The sequence below is a fragment of the Pedobacter chitinilyticus genome, from assembly GCF_003313385.1.
Lineage (GTDB): Bacteria > Bacteroidota > Bacteroidia > Sphingobacteriales > Sphingobacteriaceae > Pedobacter > Pedobacter chitinilyticus.
Genome location: NZ_QMHN01000004.1, coordinates 457,613 through 480,206, shown reverse-complemented (window position 1 = coordinate 480,206; position 22,594 = coordinate 457,613). Strand labels below are relative to the sequence as shown.

The 22,594-nt window shown below is 38.5% G+C and carries 23 protein-coding genes; 8 read left to right on the top strand and 15 right to left on the bottom strand.

The genetic code is table 11. The annotated features are described in order from the left end of the window. The first annotated feature begins 72 nt into the window (after positions 1–72). Positions 73–372, top strand: coding sequence for an FtsB family cell division protein (locus DUT70_RS14755; protein WP_113648112.1), 300 nt, complete (start codon positions 73–75; stop codon positions 370–372). Positions 373–412: 40 nt separating this feature from the next. Next, positions 413–913, top strand: a complete 501-nt coding sequence (locus DUT70_RS14750; RefSeq protein WP_113648111.1) for a hypothetical protein — start codon at positions 413–415, stop codon at positions 911–913. Between the two features lie 359 nt (positions 914–1,272). Here DUT70_RS14750 and DUT70_RS14745 read toward each other — a convergent pair whose 3' ends face one another. Both DUT70_RS14745 and DUT70_RS14740 read right to left on the bottom strand, forming a co-directional pair. Then, the gene (locus DUT70_RS14745; RefSeq protein WP_113648110.1) at positions 1,273–1,884 is read right to left on the bottom strand and encodes a trimeric intracellular cation channel family protein; all 612 of its coding nucleotides are present in this window, start codon (positions 1,882–1,884) and stop codon (positions 1,273–1,275) included. A gap of 2 nt (positions 1,885–1,886) precedes the next feature. Further along, a complete protein-coding gene (locus tag DUT70_RS14740) occupies positions 1,887–3,971 on the bottom strand; it encodes a hypothetical protein (RefSeq protein WP_113648109.1) in 2,085 nt (694 codons plus the stop codon). A 496-nt stretch (positions 3,972–4,467) separates the two neighbouring features. Here DUT70_RS14740 and DUT70_RS14735 point away from each other — a divergent pair, with 496 nt between their 5' ends. Further along, positions 4,468–5,205, top strand: a complete 738-nt coding sequence (locus tag DUT70_RS14735) for a L,D-transpeptidase family protein (protein WP_113648108.1) — start codon at positions 4,468–4,470, stop codon at positions 5,203–5,205. A gap of 46 nt (positions 5,206–5,251) precedes the next feature. On the opposite strand, the gene fabG is transcribed toward DUT70_RS14735, so the two are convergent. From fabG to DUT70_RS14715, 4 genes are all read right to left on the bottom strand, one after another. Continuing rightward, a complete protein-coding gene (gene fabG / locus DUT70_RS14730) occupies positions 5,252–5,995 on the bottom strand; it encodes a 3-oxoacyl-[acyl-carrier-protein] reductase (protein WP_113648107.1) in 744 nt (247 codons plus the stop codon). Positions 5,996–6,081: 86 nt separating this feature from the next. Beyond that, a complete protein-coding gene (locus DUT70_RS14725) occupies positions 6,082–7,200 on the bottom strand; it encodes an agmatine deiminase family protein (protein ID WP_113648106.1) in 1,119 nt (372 codons plus the stop codon). Further along, on the bottom strand, positions 7,200–7,553 hold the full coding sequence (locus tag DUT70_RS14720; RefSeq protein WP_113648105.1) for a four helix bundle protein: 354 nt from the start codon (positions 7,551–7,553) through the stop codon (positions 7,200–7,202). The genes DUT70_RS14725 and DUT70_RS14720 overlap by 1 nt, the downstream gene beginning before the upstream one ends. A 154-nt stretch (positions 7,554–7,707) precedes the next feature. Further along, a complete protein-coding gene (locus DUT70_RS14715) occupies positions 7,708–8,583 on the bottom strand; it encodes a carbon-nitrogen hydrolase (RefSeq protein WP_113648104.1) in 876 nt (291 codons plus the stop codon). Positions 8,584–8,972: 389 nt separating this feature from the next. Here DUT70_RS14715 and DUT70_RS14710 point away from each other — a divergent pair, with 389 nt between their 5' ends. Beyond that, complete coding sequence (locus DUT70_RS14710) at positions 8,973–10,052, top strand: TlpA disulfide reductase family protein (RefSeq protein ID WP_113648103.1); 1,080 nt, start codon at positions 8,973–8,975, stop codon at positions 10,050–10,052. Positions 10,053–10,149: 97 nt separating this feature from the next. On the opposite strand, the gene DUT70_RS14705 is transcribed toward DUT70_RS14710, so the two are convergent. The 7 genes from DUT70_RS14705 to DUT70_RS14675 all read right to left on the bottom strand — a co-directional run bounded on the left by DUT70_RS14705 (position 10,150) and on the right by DUT70_RS14675 (position 18,283). Continuing rightward, positions 10,150–11,127, bottom strand: coding sequence for a YpdA family putative bacillithiol disulfide reductase (locus tag DUT70_RS14705; protein WP_113648102.1), 978 nt, complete (start codon positions 11,125–11,127; stop codon positions 10,150–10,152). 131 nt (positions 11,128–11,258) lie between these two features. Beyond that, positions 11,259–12,674, bottom strand: a complete 1,416-nt coding sequence (locus DUT70_RS14700) for an MBL fold metallo-hydrolase (RefSeq protein ID WP_113648101.1) — start codon at positions 12,672–12,674, stop codon at positions 11,259–11,261. Positions 12,675–12,900: 226 nt separating this feature from the next. Then, complete coding sequence (locus tag DUT70_RS14695) at positions 12,901–13,917, bottom strand: asparaginase (protein ID WP_113648100.1); 1,017 nt, start codon at positions 13,915–13,917, stop codon at positions 12,901–12,903. A gap of 623 nt (positions 13,918–14,540) precedes the next feature. Beyond that, entirely contained in the window at positions 14,541–14,918 is a 378-nt protein-coding gene (locus DUT70_RS14690) for a GxxExxY protein (RefSeq protein ID WP_113648099.1), read from the bottom strand. Positions 14,919–15,233: 315 nt separating this feature from the next. Beyond that, positions 15,234–16,001: a TatD family hydrolase gene (locus tag DUT70_RS14685; protein WP_113648098.1), complete on the bottom strand. Its 768-nt coding sequence runs from the start codon at positions 15,999–16,001 to the stop codon at positions 15,234–15,236. Between the two features lie 105 nt (positions 16,002–16,106). After that, the gene (locus tag DUT70_RS14680) at positions 16,107–17,120 is read right to left on the bottom strand and encodes an FKBP-type peptidyl-prolyl cis-trans isomerase (RefSeq protein WP_113648097.1); all 1,014 of its coding nucleotides are present in this window, start codon (positions 17,118–17,120) and stop codon (positions 16,107–16,109) included. Between the two features lie 152 nt (positions 17,121–17,272). Next, a complete protein-coding gene (locus tag DUT70_RS14675) occupies positions 17,273–18,283 on the bottom strand; it encodes a DHH family phosphoesterase (RefSeq protein ID WP_113648096.1) in 1,011 nt (336 codons plus the stop codon). A 374-nt stretch (positions 18,284–18,657) separates the two neighbouring features. On the opposite strand from DUT70_RS14675, the gene DUT70_RS14670 reads away from it, so the two are divergent. The 3 genes from DUT70_RS14670 (at position 18,658) to DUT70_RS21205 (ending at position 20,227) form a co-directional block, all read left to right on the top strand. Beyond that, entirely contained in the window at positions 18,658–19,077 is a 420-nt protein-coding gene (locus tag DUT70_RS14670; RefSeq protein WP_113648095.1) for a nucleoside-diphosphate kinase, read from the top strand. Positions 19,078–19,194: 117 nt separating this feature from the next. Beyond that, positions 19,195–19,932, top strand: a complete 738-nt coding sequence (locus tag DUT70_RS14665; RefSeq protein ID WP_113648094.1) for an FKBP-type peptidyl-prolyl cis-trans isomerase — start codon at positions 19,195–19,197, stop codon at positions 19,930–19,932. Positions 19,933–20,050: 118 nt separating this feature from the next. After that, positions 20,051–20,227 carry a hypothetical protein gene (locus tag DUT70_RS21205; RefSeq protein WP_162926633.1) on the top strand — a complete coding sequence of 59 codons (177 nt, stop codon included), beginning with the start codon at positions 20,051–20,053 and terminating at the stop codon, positions 20,225–20,227. 1 nt (position 20,228) lies between these two features. Here DUT70_RS21205 and DUT70_RS14660 read toward each other — a convergent pair whose 3' ends face one another. Both DUT70_RS14660 and recF read right to left on the bottom strand, forming a co-directional pair. Further along, a complete protein-coding gene (locus DUT70_RS14660; protein WP_113648093.1) occupies positions 20,229–20,519 on the bottom strand; it encodes a DUF721 domain-containing protein in 291 nt (96 codons plus the stop codon). After that, positions 20,512–21,615: a DNA replication/repair protein RecF gene (gene recF, locus DUT70_RS14655; protein ID WP_113648092.1), complete on the bottom strand. Its 1,104-nt coding sequence runs from the start codon at positions 21,613–21,615 to the stop codon at positions 20,512–20,514. The genes DUT70_RS14660 and recF overlap by 8 nt, the downstream gene beginning before the upstream one ends. Before the next feature lie 227 nt (positions 21,616–21,842). Here recF and DUT70_RS14650 point away from each other — a divergent pair, with 227 nt between their 5' ends. After that, complete coding sequence (locus DUT70_RS14650; protein ID WP_113648173.1) at positions 21,843–22,511, top strand: tetratricopeptide repeat protein; 669 nt, start codon at positions 21,843–21,845, stop codon at positions 22,509–22,511. The last annotated feature ends 83 nt before the right edge of the window (positions 22,512–22,594 follow it).

Sequence of the window (22,594 nt, the reverse complement as noted above, 5' to 3'; positions counted from 1 at the left end):
AACTCCATTTGTAAAACATCCGAAGATTTAAAAACTTCGGATGTTTTTTATTTTAAGCTATCTTTGTAGCATATGAAGCGATTAATAGACCTTTTCCGTAACAAGTATTTTATTGCCATTGCTGCATTTGCAGTTTGGATGTTGTTTTTTGACAAAAACGATATCATAGCACAATACGAGTATAGCGTTCAGGTTAAAAAGCTTCAACAGGAGAAAGATTTCTACACCAAAGAAATTGCCTTGGTAAAAAAAGACCTAAAGGAATTGGACAGCAACTTAAACAGTGCCGAAAAATTTGCCCGCGAAAAATACTTCATGAAAAAAGCAAATGAAGATGTTTTTGTAATTGTAAGGGAAGAAGCAAAAAAGTAATCCCTTTTTGCTATTTTAGTCTTAAAATACTCCAAACCTCATGAGGAAAACCTTCTTACTTATTTTCCTTTTCTGCAGCTTTCAAGCCGCCTCGAGCTTCGGGCAAGAACTTCCCAACCTTAAAAATGTTAAGCTAAACAAACGAGCAAGTTACAAGCATGCAGAGTCTACTGTGATTAAAGTAGTAGATTATCTTTTCCAAACACCTTTGCAAAAGAAAAATAAATCTAGGAATGAGGCGGGCAAGTTTTTGGTAGATTGGATGAATGGTACTCCTGATTATGTTTTTTATTTAGAGGAAAGGGAAACCAGTTTCTTCAATGCTGATGCTGATTTTTTGTTAATGTATATGGCTGCTTTAACAAAATTTTCCCTAGCGCATCCAACCGAAAAGCAAAAACAGGAACAAGCTTTAGGTGCTATGCAATTAGCGTTGCCCTACTTGTACCAACAAAGTGATAAAAAAACTTGGTCTAAGGAATTGTGGCAGTTATATGATGCCGCTGAAAATGGCAAGCTGAAGGAATATCTTTATCCGTAAATCTTCTGCCCAAGCATACCCTCCGTCATTTCACCTAAGCTTGATCCCAAGCATTCGGGAGAGATCTTTGGACTTTATCCTATCTCTTTTTAAGACCTCGAAAAGGTCAAATCTTTATAAAAAACTGATTAATGCTGATTCGATTCTGTAGGAGTTGTAACATTTGTGCTATAAGGATTGAAATCCTTCAGATTTCTGTTCAAGTCATCTACCGTTCCTATGTCGTCACCTCGACCGTGCCAGTCCCGAGCCTTCGGGAGAGAGACCTTTGGAATTGCTATAGGCAAATTACTTTTATATTTAAGATTTAACTTCGTTGAGCTACGGTTCTCCACAAGGTGGAAATTGAAAGAACTGCACTAATACCCAAATCTTGGCAGGGCCAGCTTATACTTTACCACCAAAATTCTAAGGGTAACGATGAATACAATCACCGCAATTTTGGCAATATCTGCTGCGAGGCCGAAATAAAGCAAGCCAAAATATAAAGCCCCACCTGCAATACAGGCTGTGGCGTAAATTTCTTTTCTAAAAATGAGCGGAATGGTATTTAACAGCGTATCTCTGATAATCCCGCCAAAACAACCCGTAATGGTTCCCAAGGCAATACACATTCCTGGTTCCAAACCAAAAACTATTCCTTTTTGAACGCCCACCAAAGTAAATAGGCCCAAACCCAAGGAATCGAATAAAAACAACGTCACCTTAAATTTCTTAATGTGGTGTTTGAAAAACAAAGTCAGAATAGAAGTGACTAATATAAGTAGACAGTAGTTTACATCCCGCATCCAGGCTACAGGCGTATCACCCAACAACAAATCCCTCACGGTACCACCGCCAATAGAGGTTACAAAAGCAATGATAAGTACTCCGAAAGGGTCCAAACGCTTTTGTACCGCCGCAAAAGTGCCCGATATGGCAAAAGAGATGGTACCCAATACCTCAATGACGTCGGTGGTGTCAATATTCATGCCTATGCTTCGCCGTTACGTTTTCTGAAAAACCATTCTGCACTCAACAAAAGTAAGATAAGGGCAAAAATCCATTTGAGGTTAATCATCTCTTCATATCTTCTATCCTCATAAGTAATGGTTTTTACCTGCCCGCTTTTCTCGAGCTCATTTGCAATATCCAATAAGTTGGCAGGCATATACATTTTGCCCTGTGTTTGTTGGGCCATGGTGTTTAACAACTGATGGTTGGCCGTAGTTTGTTGATATTCGCTAATCATTGCATTTACGAAAAATGCACCATTGGCGGTATATTTTTTGTCGCCCAAACTGGTAGAGGCGATATACGAATAGTTGCCTTGAGGTAAATTTCCCGCATCTAACTGATAACCGCTACCCATTTTTGAAAAAGTATAGTTGTAAACCTTTCCTTCGGTATTTTTCAATTGCACCTTTACTTCGGAATTGTTTACGGGCTCAAAAGCATCGTCATACAAAGTAGCGTTAAGCACTACGCTCTCATTTTCTTCGAAAGTACTTTTGCTGGTGTAAACCTTGAACTTTCTTTTATCATCCTTTACAGATAAATATTGTACGGTTTTAGAAATCAGCTCTGCTACCAAGGGATAGCTATTTTCATTTTTGGCTTCCTCTAACTTCCATTTCCAAAGTCCTTCACCAATTAAAAAGCCCATTTTCTTTCCGTTATCCTCTGCAAAAAACAACATCGGACTTTGTGTATTTACCTTGCCTATGCGTTGGTTCAATACCGCAGCGTAATTTCCCTTAATCATTATATTTGAAAAAGGGACCAATAGAGGGTCATACGTTTCAAGCTGTTTTAACGCTTCGGTATTGAGGCTGTAGCTAGTAAAATTCTCCTGATAATAAGGAAACACCTCCTGCAAGCTTCCAGTAGCTCTGGCAAAACTTACCTGTTGTTGGACTTGACCAAAAGCCGAAAGGTTACTTTGTGCTCCTACAATATACCACGTTGCTATTTTTTGTTCACGCAATTTGCTAATTAACGAGCTTGCCGAATAGTTTAATGCTGGCAGTTGATAAAGGATTGCCAGGCTGTATTTGGACAAATCTACTTTTTCCAGTTCCTCCGTCAAAGCAAGGGTTACTTCATAATGTTGATTGAGCTCGATGGCTTGTTTTAAAGTAGCCAAATCTGGATGTGCCGAGGCTGATGCCAACAAAATTTTCTGTCTACCATCCATCACCTCCACAAAAATAGTTTGGCTGTTGTTCTTCGTGGTAATTTCGTTTTTAACCGTAGCAAGATTAATGGTATAGGCATGAACGCCAACCTTATTGGCTTTTAGTTTGATTTGTACATCCTTTACAAAACTAGCATTGTTGATGTCAATGGTTTGTTCGGCTACTTGCTTACCGTTTTCCAGCACCGATAGTTTGGTGTTTTCTCCCCTACTTTCAAAAGCCTGTACCTGTACATCTAAAGTAAACTCATTATCCAGATAAACGATATTGTTGTAGTTGACATTTGCCACTAACACATCTCTCTTTGGAATGGTATCGCCAAGGGCGATGGTATAAACTGGTGCTTTAATCTTATTGAGTTCGTATAAAGGATTCCCTCCCCTATTGAAAATACCGTCGCTGGCGATGATGATGGCACCTACATTTCGGTTCAAAAGTTCATCATTTAAACGATTGACCAATGTTGTTCCGTTAGTCACCTGATGAGTACCTGTAAATTCAAATCCCGATTTTACGCTATCACCGAAAGTATAAGTTTTCACTTCATATCTTTCTCCAAGCTTGGCAGCCAAAGCTTTTAAATCCTCTTCATATTTTTTGGCATTAAAACCAGTAGGTTGTATCGCTTTAACCGATATGGAATTATCATTTGCAATAACAATCACTGGTTTTTCGGGCGTATGGCTAACCCTGCGCACTAAAGGTGCAAATAGTAAAAAGGCAAGAATGGCTACTGCCAAAGCTCTGGCCAAGGCTAAAGTATTACGAGTTTTTTTACCCAGGCTTTTGTTAGTCCCATACAAAATCCATGCATATAGGACGCCCAGGCCAACACAGCCGATAAAAATAAGAAAGGTTGAAAAAGACAGGAAATTTGCCATATGCTTAACCGTAAAGATGCTACATTAAGTCAAAAATTAAAAGGGAAAAGTGAAAAAGAGCAAGGATTGAAGAATAAAGAACAAGGAGCAATGACTAAAGATTGAAGAGACAGGGAGCAAAGGTTTGGAACTGCTGTGTAATGTTTTTGGTTCAATAGCCCAGATTGCAGCGGAAATACTTTTTGTTCTTTTACTTTCATTCTTATCCCGAGGTTTCGGGAGAAGAATCTGTAAGTTTTTGCACATCAGAAGTAGATTCCTCGTTCCTCGGAATGACAGGCAAGCGGTCAAAAAGATTGGAGCGTAAAGCTGGACTGGCGGAGGATAGCAGCTAGACTATTGCGCTTCCAAAGATAAATTTAGACTTCTCGCTTAGGCTCGAAATGAGCGACAAATATATAATGGGGAACAGTGTGGAGGCTAAAGGCTAAACATCCAACCATTCAGCAAACTAAACAACTAAAATTGTAAATTGCATACAAATCAACAGACATAAATGAAATCAATAATTGCTTTTACTTTAGTTATCCTCATGAGTTTTTCTACCTCTGCGCAAAAAGGCTTTAAACAACAGCAACTAAAATTTGAACGGGTTAAGGCCGCTTACGATTTAAAATGGGCATCTTTAGAAAAGGATTTAAAACAGGCTGGCTTTGATAAAGGCTACCAATTGTACATTGCTGCTTATAAAGGTGAGGGCAAGGTAGAGTTGTGGTTAAAAGGAAAAAATCAATCTACTTTTAGTTTGTTTAAAACCTACCCTTTTTGTGCACGCTCGGGGATATTGGGTCCAAAGATTGTGGAAGGCGACTTACAGACTCCAGAAGGTTATTATTACATTAATGTATTTAACCCAATGAGTAATTTCCATTTGTCGTTAGGTGTAGATTATCCAAATGGAGTTGATAAGGCAAGAACGGGAAAAGACCGAAAAACTGGGGGAGATATTTATATCCATGGAGATTGTGTTACTGTAGGTTGTATCCCTTTAACGGATGATAAAATTAAGGAAGTGTATTTGTTGGCAATGGAAGCTAAAGACCAAGGGCAGACTCAAATTCCTGTCAATATCTTTCCGTTTAGAATGACTAAGGCAAACTTAGAAAAATACGGACCCAAATATCCTCAGAACTTGGCACTATGGAAAATCCTTCAAACAGGTTATCTGCATTTTGAGCAACATAAAACCTTGCCTAAGGTGAGACAAGTTGGTGGAAATTATGTGGTAAAATAAAAGTCCCGCATGTGCGGGACTTTACCTTTATTCTTTAACGCTTTGATTATAGCATTCCGCCACAAACAGAAAGTGTTTGTCCTGTAACGTAAGCACTCATATCCGATGCTAAGAAAACGCAAACATTAGCAATGTCTATCGTTTCGCCAGCACGTTTCAATGGAATATCTTTTTCCCAACCAGCAACTACTGCAGGGTCTAATACTTCGGTCATTTCAGTTTTGATAAAACCTGGAGCAACTACGTTAGCACGGATATTACGTGAACCTAATTCTTTAGCTACTGATTTGGTAAAACCAATAATTCCCGCTTTAGAAGCTGCGTAGTTGGCTTGTCCAGCGTTACCTTGTACGCCTACCACCGAGCTCATGTTAATGAAAACACCTTTACGGTTTTTCATCATCACTTTAGAGGCAGCTTTGGTTACATTAAATACCGATTTTAGGTTAACGTTCATTACGTCATCCCAATTTTCTTCACTCATACGCATCAACAAGCCGTCCTTAGTAATACCAGCGTTGTTTACCACGATGTCAATAGTTCCAAAATCAGCTACAATATCATTGATTAATTGCTCTGCTTCGTCAAATTTAGAAGCATCAGAACGGTATCCTTTTACTTTGGTTCCAAAGCTTTGCAGTTCTTGCTCCAAAGCTTGTCCTTTTTCTACTGATGACAAATAGGTAAAAGCAACATTAGCACCTTGCTTCGCAAATTCTTCGGCAATTTTTCTACCTATTCCTTTTGATGCACCTGTTACCAGTGCTGTTTTTCCTTCTAGTAATTTCATTTATGAAATGTTGTAAAGTTTTAATCTTATAAAGTTAACAAATTGTTCAATTGTTGTATTGCTTAATTGCTTGGGCAAACTACTAACTAAACAGCTGGTTCTTGTTGGCTTAAACAATGGAAGCTGCCCAAGCCCCAAATAATATCTGTAGAATCAATTCCAATTACCTCACGGTCTGGAAATGCTTTTTGTATAATATCTAAAGCAATTTTATCATTTACATCTCTAAAGGTTGGCACCACTACCGCAGCATTTGCAATGTAAAAATTGGCGTATGAGGCAGGCAATCTGGTGTCTTCATAAATCACTGGTGACGGCATTGGCAGCTCAATGATGTTCAGCTTTCTACCATCTAGCAAAGTCATTTCCTTTAAGCGCTCCAAATTCTCTTTCAACAACAAGTAGTTTTCATCCAAAGGATTACTTTCGACAACCGTTAGCACCGTATCTTCATTTACAAAACGAGTGATATCATCAATATGGCCATCGGTATCATCGCCTACAATGCCATCGCCCACCCATAAAATCTGCGATGCGCCATAGAACTCCATCAGATAGGTTTCTATTTGCTCTTTGGTTAAATGAGGGTTTCTGTTCTCGTTCAGCAAGCAAGCTTCGCTCGTTAAAATAGTTCCAGCACCATTAAACTCTACCGAACCACCTTCCATTACAATATCAGGCGTAAATAAAGGCAAGTTGAAATGCTTAGCAATTTTGGTCGGCACTACATCATCCAAGTCGTAGGGAGGATATTTATCTCCCCAAGCATTATAACCCCAATCTACCACCGCTTTCTCATTTCCCTTTAATACAAAAGCAGGACCATGGTCACGGCACCAAGCATCGTTGGTTTCGTTAAAATAAAACTCAATTTGATTCAAATCAGCCCTCACTTTTTCTAATTGCGAAATAGCAAAAGCTTTCATTTCCTCATCCTTTACGTTAATTCGTACTTTTTCGCCTTTGGCAACCGCCTTAATGAACAGACAATAGGGCTCGTAAATGGTGTCTATTTTCCCAGGCCACGAAGCTTCCTTATGCGGCCAGCTTAACCACGTTGCCTCGTGCTTAGCCCATTCCGCAGGAAACGCATAGCCTTTTGCCTTTGGTGTTTCAGAAAGTTGGAAAGTCGGAAAGTCAGAAAGTCTGGAAGACTTAGTGTGATGGAGATGAGTATCAGATTTATGATGAATATTATCAGACATTACTTTAATGATTTTATAAGACCATTTATCATCACTAGCACTTCTTCACAAGAAGAATAAAGTTCAACAAAACGGTCCTCTAATATATATTTTCTTCTTTTAGCGAGATGCAAACAACCAACAACTTCAATATTAGACCTTAATGCGTAACGCAGAAATCTTATAAATTCAGCATTACTTTGCCCTGTGCTTCCTTCTGCAATATTTAGTGAAATTGAGTCTGCAGCTCTTTTTATTTGTGAGTTTAGGATATAAATTTCTTCTCTAGGAAATGTTTTAGTCAGTTGGTTAATTTCGTCAGCTAAGTCCAAAGCTTTTTGCCAGACCTTTAGTTTTTCAAATTTAAATGACATAGGTTGTATTTTAGATGAAATGAAGATACAACTTTGTCTTGAAAAACTATTTCGGACTTCCCAACTATAATCTTCCCAACTCTCCAACTATAATCTTTCGGACTTCCTGACTATAGTCTTCCGACTTCCTAACTATAAACTTCCCGGCTAACCACTAATCTTCATCGATAAATCTCTTCGTGATCGGCTGATAAGAATCAATTCTTCTATCTCTTAAGAAAGGCCAATGTTTGCGGATATAGTCACTTTGTGTAAGGTCAATATCTACCACTTCTGTTTCTTCTTTATCGTGTGAAGCTAGGTATAGCAACTTGCCCTGTGCGTTGGTTGCAAAACTACCGCCCCAAAACTTCATACGACCTTCTTGCTCAAAACCTACACGATTTACACTAATTACAGGTAAGCCATTAGCTACCGAGTGCGAACGTTGGATGGTTTGCCAAGCATTGTATTGGTCTTTGTTCGTCTCTTCGTCCTGTGTAGTATCCCAACCAATAGCTGTTGGATAAAACATAATTTCGGCACCCATTAAAGCGGTAATACGTGAGGCTTCAGGATACCATTGGTCCCAACAAATTAAGATGCCAATTTTAGCAAACTTGGTTTGAAAAACCTTGTAACCCAAATCGCCAGGAGTAAAATAAAACTTCTCGTAATAAGCAGGATCATCAGGGATGTGCATTTTACGGTATTTACCCAAATAGCTACCATCCGCATCTAAAACCGCAGTAGTATTGTGGTACAAACCTTGAGCTCTTTTCTCGAACAACGAAGCGATAATCACCACTCCCAATTCTTTAGCCACTACTTGCAAAGCATCGGTAGAAGGACCTGGAATGGCTTCCGCTAAATCAAAATTATCATAGTCTTCTACATCACAAAAATACAATGACGTAAAAAGCTCTTGCAAACACACAATTTGAGCGCCCTTTGCAGCCGCTTCCCTTACTTTCACAATAGCTTTATCTAAATTTTCTTGCTTATCTGCGGTACAGCTCATCTGCACCATGCCTACTTTTACTTTGCTCATATTCTTAGATTTGAGTATTAGGATATCAGATTTGAGACATGATGTCCAACCTTATCCCCTAAACCTTATACCTTAAACCATTTTCGAGCCGCAAAGTTAGGCAAAAACGTCGATATTTTTTAGAAAAGCAAAGCCTGTACAAAGCACTCCCGAAAGCCGGGCTTTACGCTACAATCTTTTTGTCACCCGCATTGCTCAAACCCCATAGGTTTTAAAAACCTATGGGGTTTCTCTCCTCGCACCACCACAAAAAGTATTTTCGCTGCAATCCCGTTTATATGACAACCGTTATTACATCAAACCCAAACTATTTCATATTTTTATGGAAAGACAGAAAGCCGTGCAACATTTTTATCCATTAACCTTCTTTAAGATAAAAAACCTCTAAAATGAATAAGACCATCGTACTCACATTCCTACTATTTGCCAACATTATCGCATTTGCCCAAAACTTCAAAATTGAAGGCACTGTTGAAGGTCTCGAAAACGGGACTTGGCTTTATTTAAAACTAAGTTCTCCTCAAGACATGATCGATTCTACACAAGTGGCAAACGGAAAATTCACCTTAAAAGGCAAACTTGCCGAGCCCGCAACACAAGTAGTATTGCTTACAAAAAATTATACCAACTATGTCTTTTTCTGGCTTGAAAACAAAAACATCACGATGATTCTTAAAGGTGGAGAGTTCAAAAAAGGAATCATCAAAGGCTCGGCTACACAAACAGAGAACGAAGAAATCCAAAAAATAATTCAACCGATTGGCCTTAAAGAAGACAGTCTAAGAACCGCTTTCAGTAAAACTACAGACCCTAGCCTTAAAAGCGAGCTTCGAAAACAAATTGCAAATATTAAGCACGAAGAATACACTGCTTACTTTAATTACGCAAAAAACCATCCCAATTCATTAATCATTGCTAATATTACGGATGTATATTCGACTACTTGGGGGAAAGAAAAAACCAAAAACATTTATCAGTTATTTACACCTTCCATTCAAAAAACCACTTATGCAAAAAATATCAACAGCTTTTTGACACTAAGCCAAGAGGTGAAAATTGGTGGTAAATACGCTGATTTTGAACAGGCAAATACAGACGGAAAAAAAGTAAAGTTATCAGATATTAAAGGGAAATACATACTTCTTGAGTTTTGGGGTTCTTGGTGCGGTCCTTGCAGAGAAGAAAATCCCGAACTGGTGAAAACCTACAACGCTTACAAAGCAAAAGGATTTGAAATTTTGGGCGTTGCTGCAGACAATAATAAAGCGCAATGGCTAAAAGCGATCAAAGATGACAAGCTCCCTTGGGAAAATGTCTGCGACTTAAAAGGGGATAAAAATGAAGCAGGTTTAATTTATGGCATTAATGCCTACCCTACCAACTTCCTTATTGACGAGAATGGCATTATTATCGCAAAGAACCTTCGAGGAAAAGCGCTTACAGCTAAATTAGCAGACCTTTTGCCTTAGAATCATGCTTTTTCATTCAGAGCGAAGAATCCTAGAACTATGAGATTCTTCGCTGCGCTCTGAATGACAGCAAAGAAGGCCTACATAAATGAAAATGTTAGCTAGCTTTAGCAACAATATCCTTCATGATCTGCTCTGCATGAATACGGGAGTTTTCAATGAACCACTTGTGGGTGTCCATGCCACCACAAACCACACCAGCTAAATATAAACCAGAAAGGTTGGTTTCCATCGTTTCTGTATGATGGATTGGCGTTTGGTTTTCATCTAAGGTAACCCCCAATTTTTCTAGTAACTTAAAATTAGGTTGGTAGCCTGTCATTGCAGCCACAAAATCATTCTCAATTTCCACTTCACCATCTGGTGTAGAAATGATTACCGTTTGTTCTTTGATCTCTTTCAAATTGCTTTCGAAATAAGCTTTAATAGATCCTTCTTTGATACGGTTCTTAATATCAGGACGCACCCAATATTTCACATTCGGGCCCATATCATTACCACGGATGACCATAGTTACTTCAGCACCTTTTCTAAAAGTTTCCAAAGCAACATCCACGGATGAATTATTGGCTCCAACGACCAAAACCTTGCTAAAAGCATAATAATGTGGATCTTTATAATAGTGAATAACTTTCGGCAAATCTTCACCAGGAATGTTCATCAAATTGGGAACATCATAAAAGCCAGTAGCAATAATGACATAGTTGGCAGTGTAAACTCCTTTAGAAGTATCTATTTGAAATATATCATCTTCTTTTCTACAGCTCAACACTTCTTCAAACAACCTTACATTCAGCTGGAATTTTTCCGTTACACGCCTATAGTATTCCAACGCTTCATTTCGGTTTGGCTTTGGACTAATGCTTACGAAAGGTACTCCTCCTATTTCCAACCGTTCAGAAGTAGAAAAGAAAGTCATGAACACGGGATAATTGTAAAGGCTATTCACTAAAGTACCTTTGTCGATAATGACATAGCTTTTCCCTGCCTTTTGTGCTTCAATTCCACAGGCTAAACCTATTGGTCCAGCACCGATAATTAAGACCTCGAAATGTTGTGTATCTGATTTAGCCAAGTGATGATTCTTTTAAATTAAACTTGATTACGGCGGACTTGTTTTATTGCAATTGCTAAAAAACCTCGTAGGTTTCAGGATTACGCCGTTTTAAACCTACGAGGCTTAGCCTCTAACAATGACGAAATAGCTTAAGCTTTCGCCAGCTTGCTTGGGCAAACAAAATCGGTTCTTTTCAACGATGTATTCTTAATCGCACCATAACCTCCTGCTACATCTATCACCTTATCAATACCACGAGCTTTTAAGATAGATGCTGCAATCATGGAACGATAACCGCCCGCACAATGGATATAATAATCTTTATCGTCGTTTATTTCGTGAGTCCAATCGTTAATATAATCTAACGGACGAGAATGTGTAAACTCTAAATGCTCCGATTCGTATTCTCCCGGCTTACGCACATCCAATGCTAAAATAGATTGGTCTTCTTGGTAAGCTTGTTCAAATTCGGCTGCAGAAATAGAAGTTACTTGGTCGATTTGCTTTCCTGCATCCTTCCATGCTTGAATACCACCTTCCAAATACCCAATGGTATTGTCGTAACCTACACGTGCCAAACGGGTAATCGCTTCTTCCGCTTTACCTTCATCGGTAATCAACAAAATATTTTGCTTTAAATCTGGAACTAATGCGCCTACCCAAGGTGCAAATTGACCATTTAAACCAATATTGATGGCATTCGGTACAAAAGCTTGTGCAAAAACCTGTGGATCACGTGTGTCTAGCATCAATGCACCGCTTTGGTTCGCCAAATCTTCAAAAGCTTGAGGCGACAGCGGGTTAAGTCCTTTTTCATAAACCTCGTCGATACTTTCGTACCCACCTTTATTCATGGCTGCATTTTTGGCAAAATATTGTGGAGGTGGCAAAATACCATCGGTCACTTCCTTAATGAACTGCTCTTTGGTTGCCGCTTTTAGTGCATAATTTACCTGCTTTTGGTGGCCTAAAGTATCAAAGGTTTCCTTACTCATATTTTTACCACAAGCAGACCCAGCACCATGACCAGGGTAAACAATTACCTCATCCGCTAACGGCTTGATTTTTTCATTCAGCGAATCATAAAGTAAACCTGCCAAGTCGTCCATGGTAAGCGTTCCTTTTTGTGCCAAATCTGGTCGACCTACATCGCCAATAAAAAGGGTATCCCCTGTAAAGATGCAATGATTTCTACCTTGCGCATCGGTCAATAAATAAGTGGTTGACTCGAGTGTGTGACCTGGCGTATGTAAAGCGGTAATGGTTAAGTCACCTATTTTAAACTGTTCTCCATCGGTAGCAATATGTGCTTCGAAAGAAGTGGTTGCAGTAGGCCCATAAACAATGGTCGCTCCTGATTTCTCGGCCAAATCAACATGACCTGACACAAAATCGGCATGGAAATGGGTTTCGAAGATGTACTTTATTTTAGCACCGTTTTGGGATGCTTTTATTAAATAAGGCGCTACTTCTCGGAGCGGATCAATAATGGCTGCTTCGCCATTGCTCTCAATGTAATAGGCCGCCTCGGCCAAACATCCAGTGTAAATTTGTTCTATCTTCATTTTTATAAGTATAAGTTGGATGGGCAATTTGCCTGCCAATCCTAAACAAAAATAAGATTAATGCTTTGTTTATCGAATGATGATGGTCATAATTGCAGAAGTTTTACTTTTTGAGAGTCAGAAAAGCTAATAGAATGAAGTCCGAAGATTGATGTTCAAAAAAGACATACTTTCGCTGTCAATAGGATTAAAAACTTCAAAACATCTTAAAACACAGAGAAGGCAATTAATTTGTCAACTCTCCCGCAATAGGGGTTTCCATTTGTCGTCTAATTTCCTCGGCACTTAAATCAGCTCCCAAAAGATACATCAACTTGGTTACCGCTGTTTCAAAAGTCATATCATAACCACTTAGCACACCCATTTTTTTAAGCTCGCTACTGGTTTCGTACATACCTAACTGCACCGACCCTCTTAAACATTGCGAGATATCGACAATAATTTTCCCATCTTTGATCGCATCTGCCAAAGCATTAACAAACCACTCTGTCGTAGTCGTATTTCCTGACCCAAAAGTTTCCAATACAATGGCTTTTACCTTCGACTTCGTTACAGCCATCACTACTTCCTCCGTCATTCCAGGATAAGCTTTCAGCACACCAATGTTCGCATCAGATTTAGTTTGGATATAAAAAGGTTCGGTGGGAACAGGAAGAATTTCTTTATGAAAAAAGGTCAGTTGAACCCCTGCTTCGGCCAAAATTGGATAATTGGGCGAACGAAAGGCTTCGAATTTTTCCGTATTGAATTTGATAGATCTATTGCCTCGAAACAACTGATTATCAAAATAGATGCATACTTCTGGCACTACCGCTTTTCCATTTGCTTTGGTTGCTGCAATTTCTAGGGCAGTAATCAGGTTTTCTTTGGCATCAGTCCTAATTTCTCCGATAGGCAATTGAGAACCTGTTAAAATGACTGGCTTAGCCAAGTTTTTAAGCATAAAGCTTAATGCAGATGCCGTAAAAGACATGGTATCTGAACCATGTAAAATCACAAAGCCATCAAATTCTTCATAATTATCCCTTATCAGTTCTGCAATCACATTCCAGTGGCTGGGATGCATATTAGACGAATCAATAATTGGATTAAAGGAGTGTACGGATAGCTGGTAGTTCAATCGAGCAAGCTCGGGAACATTATCTTTAATCTGCTCAAAATCGAATGGAATTAAGGCGCCTGTTGCAGCATCATTTACCATTCCTATGGTTCCACCTGTGTAGATGATAAGTATCTTGGTCATTAAAGTACAGCTATGGTTTTGTTTTACAAATTAAACAACAATCGCACAGCTTTTTAAATCACAAAAAATATTTATCAAATAATTAACTATTTGGACAATAGATTGAGAAATGCATAAACAGATGGGTTATTTATGCAGAAATCCGTAACTGGTTATAGGCAGTTAGTGGTATTAGTTCAGATAAAAGAAACTAAAAGCGACCAGGAGGAACCAAAAACAAATGCTCTAAAGCACAAAACACTAGCAATTGGTTGTGTCGAGGTAGGAGAAATTTATTAACCGAAAAGAAATTAAGAGATACGCTAAGAACGCAAAGACTAAAATTCTTGAGATTCAACTTTCTAACCCTACCTTTGCGGCCCTTTGCGAAAACTTCAAAAAACTTTGCGGTAAAAAACTAACTGTCAAGAAAAATAGGATTTAACCGCAAAGAAAAGTAAGAGTTATGCGAAGAACACAAAGACTAGAATTACTAAGAATTAATCTACCCTACTTTCCAATCCAGCCTTTGCGGCACGTTGCGAAACTTCAAAAAATCTTCGGTAAATTTATTCTCAATTAGAAAGCCTTTTTTATTTGATTTTAACTGCAAGAATAAAAAAGATATCCCAAGAATGCGAAAACTAAAGATTATTAACCACACGCTTTAATCCATCTTTCAGTAGATAAGAATTAAAATTCATCAAGAGCCCTAATTTGAAATTACCTAATCTAAGATAAGTAAGCGTTTGAGCGAGGTGTAAGTCCGAAAGTTTCTCTACACTTTTCAGTTCTAAAACCAATTTGTTTTCAACCAAAATATCAATTCTATAGCCACAGTTTAGCCTCATCCCCTCGAACACCAAGGGTATTGGTTTTTCTTTCTCAACATAGAAACCTTCTTTTTGAATTTTATAGAAGAGGCATTCTTGATAAGCGTTCTCCAACAATCCTGGCCCGAGTGCTGAATGCACATCAATAGCCATACCGATTACAACATTTGATAGCTCATTTACTTCCATAGTATTTCATAGTTAGGTAAGTAAATTTAGCTTTTTGTTGATTAATAAAAAACTTTATGATGCTTTACGAGAGACTCAACGTGTTTTAGTTAGAAATTTAGATATGTAGAAAAATAAGTTTTAACTGCTAAGAAATTAAGAATTACGCTATGAATGCGAAGACTACGTTTCCCAAACAATCAACCTACTCTTTTTCTCAATTTCATCTTTGCGATTCTTTGCGAAAACTTAAAAAAACCTTTGCGGTAAAATTTAACCTCGAAGAAAAACAAGATTAACGCAAAGAATAAAAGAGCGACGCGAAGAACGCAAAGATTAAATCCCGAATATTTTTCTGGAATTCTCTGTCGTAACCTCAGCTACTTTTTCAATGCTTATTCCGTAAACATCAGCCACTTTTTGAGCAATATGCACCAAATAGCTACTTTCATTTGGCTTACCTCTAAAAGGAACAGGTGCTAAATATGGAGAATCTGTTTCGAGTACGACATGCTTTATAGGAACATCAGCCAAAACTAAATCTAAACCAGCTTTTTTATAGGTAAGCACGCCGCCAATGCCTAAATAAAACCCGAGGTCGATGGCTCTGTTGGCCTGTACCAAATCGCCGGTAAAGCAGTGAAAAATACCACACATTTTATCGTGTCTGCACGCTTCCAACACTTCAAAAACTTCGTCAAAAGCTTCGCGACAATGAATCACAAATGGCAAATCCAATTGTTTAGCCCATTCTATTTGCTGTTTAAAAGCGTCCTGTTGAATAGCTAATGTTGTTTTATCCCAATAAAGGTCAATACCAATTTCACCAATGGCATAGATTTCTCGGCCAGCAATGCTCTGGTAAATTTCTGCCAACACGTCTTGATAGCCTTCCTTTACATCGCAGGGATGAAGCCCCGCCATAGCAAAACAGTTTTCGGGATAAGTTTTTGTCATCTCGTCAATCATAGCAATGGAAGCCACATCTACATTGGGCAAAAACAGACGTTTTACGCCATTTTCAAAACAGCGCTGCATTTGTGCTGCTCGTTTATCTAAATCTTTCTCGTAGTATTGATGCGTATGGGTATCGGTAAGTAACATGGCACAAAGATAGCTGATTGGTTGGTTTGTTGTTAGGGGAAGAAAAACTTGGGCATAAAAAAAGCCGCCCCGAAGGACAGCTTTCTATGTTATTCAATATTTTGATTAGTGCTTATGACCATCATTCGCAGAGTGACCTGCTGTAGGGGCAACTGGCGCTGGAGGAGGGGTAGCACCTGCCTTTGGTTTAATCACATCTATAACTTCAATCTCGAATACCAATGGGCTAAAAGGTCCGATTGGGCCGCCGCCTTGCTCGCCGTATCCTAATTTAGAAGGGATGATAGCCGTTACTTTACCACCTTTACCTACTAATTTAAGCGCTTCTGTGAAACCGGGAACAGTACCACCTACAACCATTTTAGTTGGACCATAAGGTCTACCTGGTTGGTGTACCTTAGCTTCTTTAGCTAATTTCTCATCGCTAGTATCAAAGATTTTGTATTTTTTATCTTCGCCTTTTTTAGTGAATTTACCAGTATAGTTTACAGAAACAGTATCGCCGTCAACTGCTTTTACACCGCTTCCTGGAGCAGTAATTACATATTGTAAACCACTAGCAGAAGTTTGTACTTTCAAGTTGTTTTCGTCGATATAAGTCTTGATTTTTGTTGGTTCAGCAGCTTTCTTTTTATCCATATCAGCTTTGTAGTCTGACTGGAAGAAATCGCCAGCACGTTTTTGGAAAGTAGAATCAGCCTCGTTAGGTCCTTTTTTGAAAACTTTTTCAATTTTAACGGTAAACACAATGTATTTATCGTTTTTGAACATATCTGGTTTAGGCTGTTTGCTATGGAAAGCCATTGTATCCAAGTTGATTTTGAAAGTTGCACTATCGCCTTCTCCGAAAAGGGTCAATACATCTTGCATATCGCCAGCATATTGTTTTTTACCTACAGGGAAAATTTGCGCTTGCTCACTGTCGTAAGTACTGCCCAAAACTGAATCTCTCTCATTTTTTTGGATAAAGTTCAATTTTACGACGTCACCTTCCTTGATTTTGTCTTTACCACCTGACTTGTGGATTTTGTACAACAAGCCTCCTGGACCTTTTTTCTCTGTGTTACAGGCTGCTAAACCCACCGTAGCCGCTAGCAGAATTACTAAACTTTTTTTCATTTATTGTTTAAATTGTCTTTAGTGTGAATTGATTCCAACAAAGGCTGGAATACTTCATTATTGTTTTTATAGTATTTTAGTCTTCGTATTAAAAGCCCGCTAAGTTAACGAGCTTTCTGATTATTTTTATATTTATTTGTTTATTTTATCATCTATTGCAACAGCTGTGTTTTATACTCGGGCAATATGGCTTTAAAATCGGCAATGGTTTCGTCCAAACCTTTATCTGAGGCGCCACCAGCAGCATTTCTGTGACCGCCTCCATGAAAATATTTCTTACAAATCTCATTGGCTGGGAAATCACCTGTTGAACGTAATGAAAGTTTAACACGGTCTTTTCTTTCAATGATAAAGGCGGCAAGCTTTATTCCGTTGATAGATAACGCATAGTTCACAATTCCCTCTGTATCGCCTGTAACAATATTGTACTTTTCTAGTTCTTCTTTGGTAGCGCTGATGATAGCGGTGTTATATTCTCGAAGGATTTCCAATTTGCTAGATAGGCAATAACCCAAAAACTTCAACCTGTTTTCAGACACATTATCATACACCAACTGGTGGATGCGCCAATGTTCAGCACCCAGGTCAATTAAATCGGCAGCGATGCGATATACCGTTGAAGTAGCCGAAGGAAAACGGAAAGAACCTGAATCGGTCATGATGCCCGTGTAAAGGCAAGTGGCCACATCTTTGTTCACTTTCTCTGGTTCCTCCATCACATTTACTATGAAATCGTACACCAATTGTGCCGCTGCACAGGCATTAATGTCCCAATGGCGGTAGTCATCAAAATCCTCTGGCTCCAAATGATGGTCAATCATCAACTTTACCGCCTTGGTATTTCTGATATGTTCACCCAATTCATTAATTCGTCCCAAGGTATTAAAGTCCAAACAGAAAATCAGTTTTGCTTCGTTCACCAAGTCAATTGATTTTTGCTCTTGTTCAGTATAAATGATTACATCGGAATTGTTAGGCATCCAATGTAAAAATTCGGGATAATCTGTTGGGGTAATCAAGCTAACGTGATGCCCTTTTTGGATTAAATAAGCATATAATCCTAATGAAGAGCCCATTGCATCGCCATCTGGTTTGTGGTGCGTTGTAATAACGATTTGCTGAGGCGTTGAAAGTAGCTTTTTAAGTTCTGGTACCGATATCATAATCTATTGCTTGCGAAGTTAGTGATTTATTGGTTAACTGTTAAATTGATGGAATTGTTTAGTTGCCAGGCTTCCTGCTTGACTAGCGCTAGCACAGGCCCTTCATTATAAACCCGATTGAAGTGAAAATACTTTTTGTTTATTGATGTCATCCTGAACGTTAGTGAAGGATCTGTTAGTGAATGCAGACCAGAAGTAGATTCTCCAATACGTTGGAGATAACAAAAGACCCAAACAAAAAGATTGTAACGGAAAGCGGGGCTTGCCGAACAAAAGTGCTGTTGCGAGTGTTTTCTTATGACCATTTTAAGTTTTCTTAAGCTCTCTCTTAATTATTTACGGCAATAGTTGTACTTTTGCAAAAAATTATAAAAATGAGCACAAATAGAACTTTTACTATGATTAAACCGGATGCTGTTGCTAACGGTCACATTGGTTCAATCATAAATGATATCACTAACGCAGGTTTCAAAATTATTGCATTAAAATACACTCAACTTTCTGCTGAAAAAGCTGGTGAGTTTTATGCGGTTCACAAAGAGCGTCCTTTCTATAACGATTTAGTAAGCTTTATGTCTTCAGGACCAATTGTAGCTGCTATTTTAGAGAAAGATAACGCCATTGAAGAGTTTAGAAATTTGATTGGTGCTACCAACCCAGCTGAAGCTGCTGAAGGTACTATCCGTCAGAAATATGCTAAGTCAATTGATGCTAATGCTGTTCACGGTTCTGATTCTGATGAAAACGCTCAAATTGAAGGCGATTTCTTCTTTACTGCTGACGAGCGTTTCTAATCAATTATAAAGCATACTCCAGAAAGCTTTATTCATTCTGGAAAGTAAAAAAATATCATAAGCACCCATTTTTGGGTGCTTATTTTTTATTGTATCTTTCGCCTTTTAACATAAACAATGAAGAAGATATTTTTAGTAGCATTAGCTTCTGCTGCAGTTTTAAACGCCACTGCACAGACTAAACCCAAAACCGCTCCCGCTAAAGGCAAAACAACGGCCAGCAAACCTGCTGCTAAGCCTGTGGCTTTAAAAACTAAACTCGACTCGGCTAGTTATGCATTTGGCTTGGCCATGGGCAACAACTTAAAATCAAGTGGCTTAGAAACGATCAACTACGAACTGTTAAGTAAGGCATTGAAAGATGTTTTTGCGGGAACTACTCCTTTAATGACAGAGCATGCGTCTCAAAATGCCATTAACAATATTTTTGAAGATCTTTCGAAAAAGAAATTCGGTTCTGCTATTAAAGAGGGTGAAACTTTCTTAGCGCAAAACAAAACTAAGCCTGGGATTAAAACTACTGCTAGTGGTTTACAATACGAGGTGCTTAATCCAGGTACTGGTGCGCAACCTAAGGCTACCGATCAAGTGACTGTACATTATAAAGGTACCTTGCTTAACGGATTTGAATTTGACAGTTCGTATAAACGCGAACAACCTGCAACTTTTGGCTTGAACCAAGTTATTCCTGGTTGGACAGAAGGGGTTCAGTTAATGAAAGAAGGTGCTAAATACAAATTCTTTATTCCTTATAGACTAGCTTACGGCGCCAGGGGTATGGGTAATGACATTCCTCCTTTTAGCACCCTGATTTTTGAGGTGGAGCTGATTAAAATTGGCGAAAAAGCACAATAAGAACTTTATAGCCTGTCATGTATAGATGACAGGCTTTTTTATGAATTCTAGTTTTGGCTAATTGCACTCAAAACCTTTTTGGGGAAATGCTGTTAAGTAAAGAAAACATTTAATAGTTATGAAAAAATTCATGCCCCTTGCTCTTGTAGCGTTATTTGCTACCACATTGAGTAGCTGCGAATTGGTTGAAGGTATTTTTAAAGCTGGTATGTGGACTGGCGTAATTTTGGTGGTGGTAGTGGTTGCTATCATTATCTGGATAGCTGCAAAACTGTTTGGAGGAAGTAAGGATTAGGTTATAAAAATACGATATCGGTGATGACCTGCGAGCCTGCTTTTTCGTTGAGCTTGTCTACAATAGCACTTTTCACAATCAGCAATTCGTTTTTAACCACCGATGATTCTATTCTCACGAATAGTTTGCGTTGATGTATATAAATTTGCTTAGTCCTATTGGCCACAGCAGTACCCATAATTTCGGGCCACATGGCTACCACGCCTGTTTCGTCGAACTTACCACGTAATTTATAATGAGCCAGCAATTTATCGATAGCCTGTTTTAAGGTGATGTCGTTAGGTTTACGCATGATTTACGCTCCCTTCGCTTACGTCAAATAAGTCGACATCGATGGCAATTTGCTCAAATACCTTAGCTACTCTTTGCTTGTCGGTGTCGGTAATAAAAATCTGCCCGAAATCGTGGTGTGAAACCATCTCCATCAGTTTATGTATGCGATTTTGATCTAATTTATCGAAGATATCATCAAGCAGCAATAAAGGCTTAAAGTTTTTAAATTTTTGCAAGTAACTATATTGGGCTAGCTTTAAAGCAATCAAAAATGATTTTTGTTGACCTTGTGATCCAAATTTCTTCATGGGCATGCCAGCAATCTCAAATTGCAGTTCGTCTTTATGAATCCCTACGGTAGTACGTTCCAGCAACCTGTCCTTCTCTATGGCATTCGCCAACAAGGTTTCAAAGTTTTGTTCGTTCAACTGCGATTGATAGCTTAAAGAAACCTGTTCGGCGTTGTTCGTCAAAAACTGATAGTGCTTATCAAAAAAAGGAATGAAGTTGTGCAAAAATTGTTTCCGTTTTTCAAAAATGATATTTCCTGACTTCACCAACTGCTCATCCAAAATTTGCAACAATGCAACATCTAAGGTCCTGGTAGCCGCTACTTGTTTGAGTAGTGCATTTCTGTTAAGCAGGTGTTTGTTATAGGTAATGAGTTCGTCGAGGTACCTGCTGTCGGTCTGTGAAATTACATTATCTACAAACCTACGTCTTTCCTCGCTTCCATCCATAATGAGGTTAATGTCATAGGGTGAAATCATCACCACTGGAAACAAACCAATATGGTCGGCCAGTTTATCATACTCTTTTTTGTTGCGCTTGAAAGATTTCTTTTGGTTCTTCTTTAAGCCGCATGAAATTTTTTCTGGCTTTTCGTCACGAACAAAATCGCCCTGCACTAGGAACAACTCCTCTCCTGCTTTAATCTGCTGGCTATCAATGGGATTAAAATAGCTTTTACAGAGACAAAGGTAATGTATAGCGTCGAGCAGGTTGGTTTTACCCGCACCGTTATTACCCACAAAAGCAGTTACCGAGTTTGAAAAAATCAAATCGGCGGAATTGTAATTTTTAAAGTTTAAAAGGGTAAGATTTTTCAGCCACATAACAGAGAGGTCAAAGTTACCCATTTTTACAGTAGCTTATATACTTATTTTAAAGCTAGTGTTCAACGGTGCCGCTAAACCTATTCTTGATGCTAAAGAACGGTATCTTCGCCATCGGTGTATTTCCTTTGAATGAAATTTACCCCCTTTCTAATTAAATGATTTAAAAAGAGTTGATACTTTAAATGAAAAATGTATTTTTGCAATCCTTTAATTTTAAACTAAAAATGTCTGCAACAGAGAAAGAAACAGCACAACCAGTAAAAAAAGGTTCATTTATACAAGAAAATACCAAAAGTTTAGCTTTTATTGCTGGAGCGATAATTGTTTTAATCGGTATTTTCATCTGGTATCAAGGTGTGTATTTAAAAAACAGAGCTGAAGAAGCTGCTAACCAAATGTTCAAAGCTGAGCAATTTGTAGGCGTTGATTCATTGGCCAACAAAGCAATTAACGGCGAAGGTGGCTACCCTGGTTTAGAAAAAATTGCAGAAGAATACGAGAACACTAAATCTGCTAACTTGGCTAACCTTTATTTAGGTGGTATTTATCTGCGTAAAGGCGAGTACAAAAAAGCAGTTGATGCTTTGAGCAAATACAGTGCAACTGGCAGCCCAGTGATTGATCCATTGGCACTTGGTCTTTTGGGTGATGCTTATAGCGAGTTGAAAGACTACAAACAAGCTTCAACTTACTACAAAAAAGCAATCGACAAGTCTTCAAACAAATTCACTTCACCTACATTCCTTAAAAAATTAGGTTTGGTAAACGAAAACTTGAAAGATTTTAAAGGTGCTGAAGAGGCTTACACTAAAATCAAAACGCAATTCCCTGAAAGTGCGGAAGCACAAATGATCGATTCGTATATTGCTAGAGCAGCTGCTCAAGCGAAATAATTTCTTCGGAAAATAAATGAAAGGCTTCCAAATTTGGGAGCCTTTTTTGTTGCCCTTTATTCTTGTAAACACAATCGTTGGCC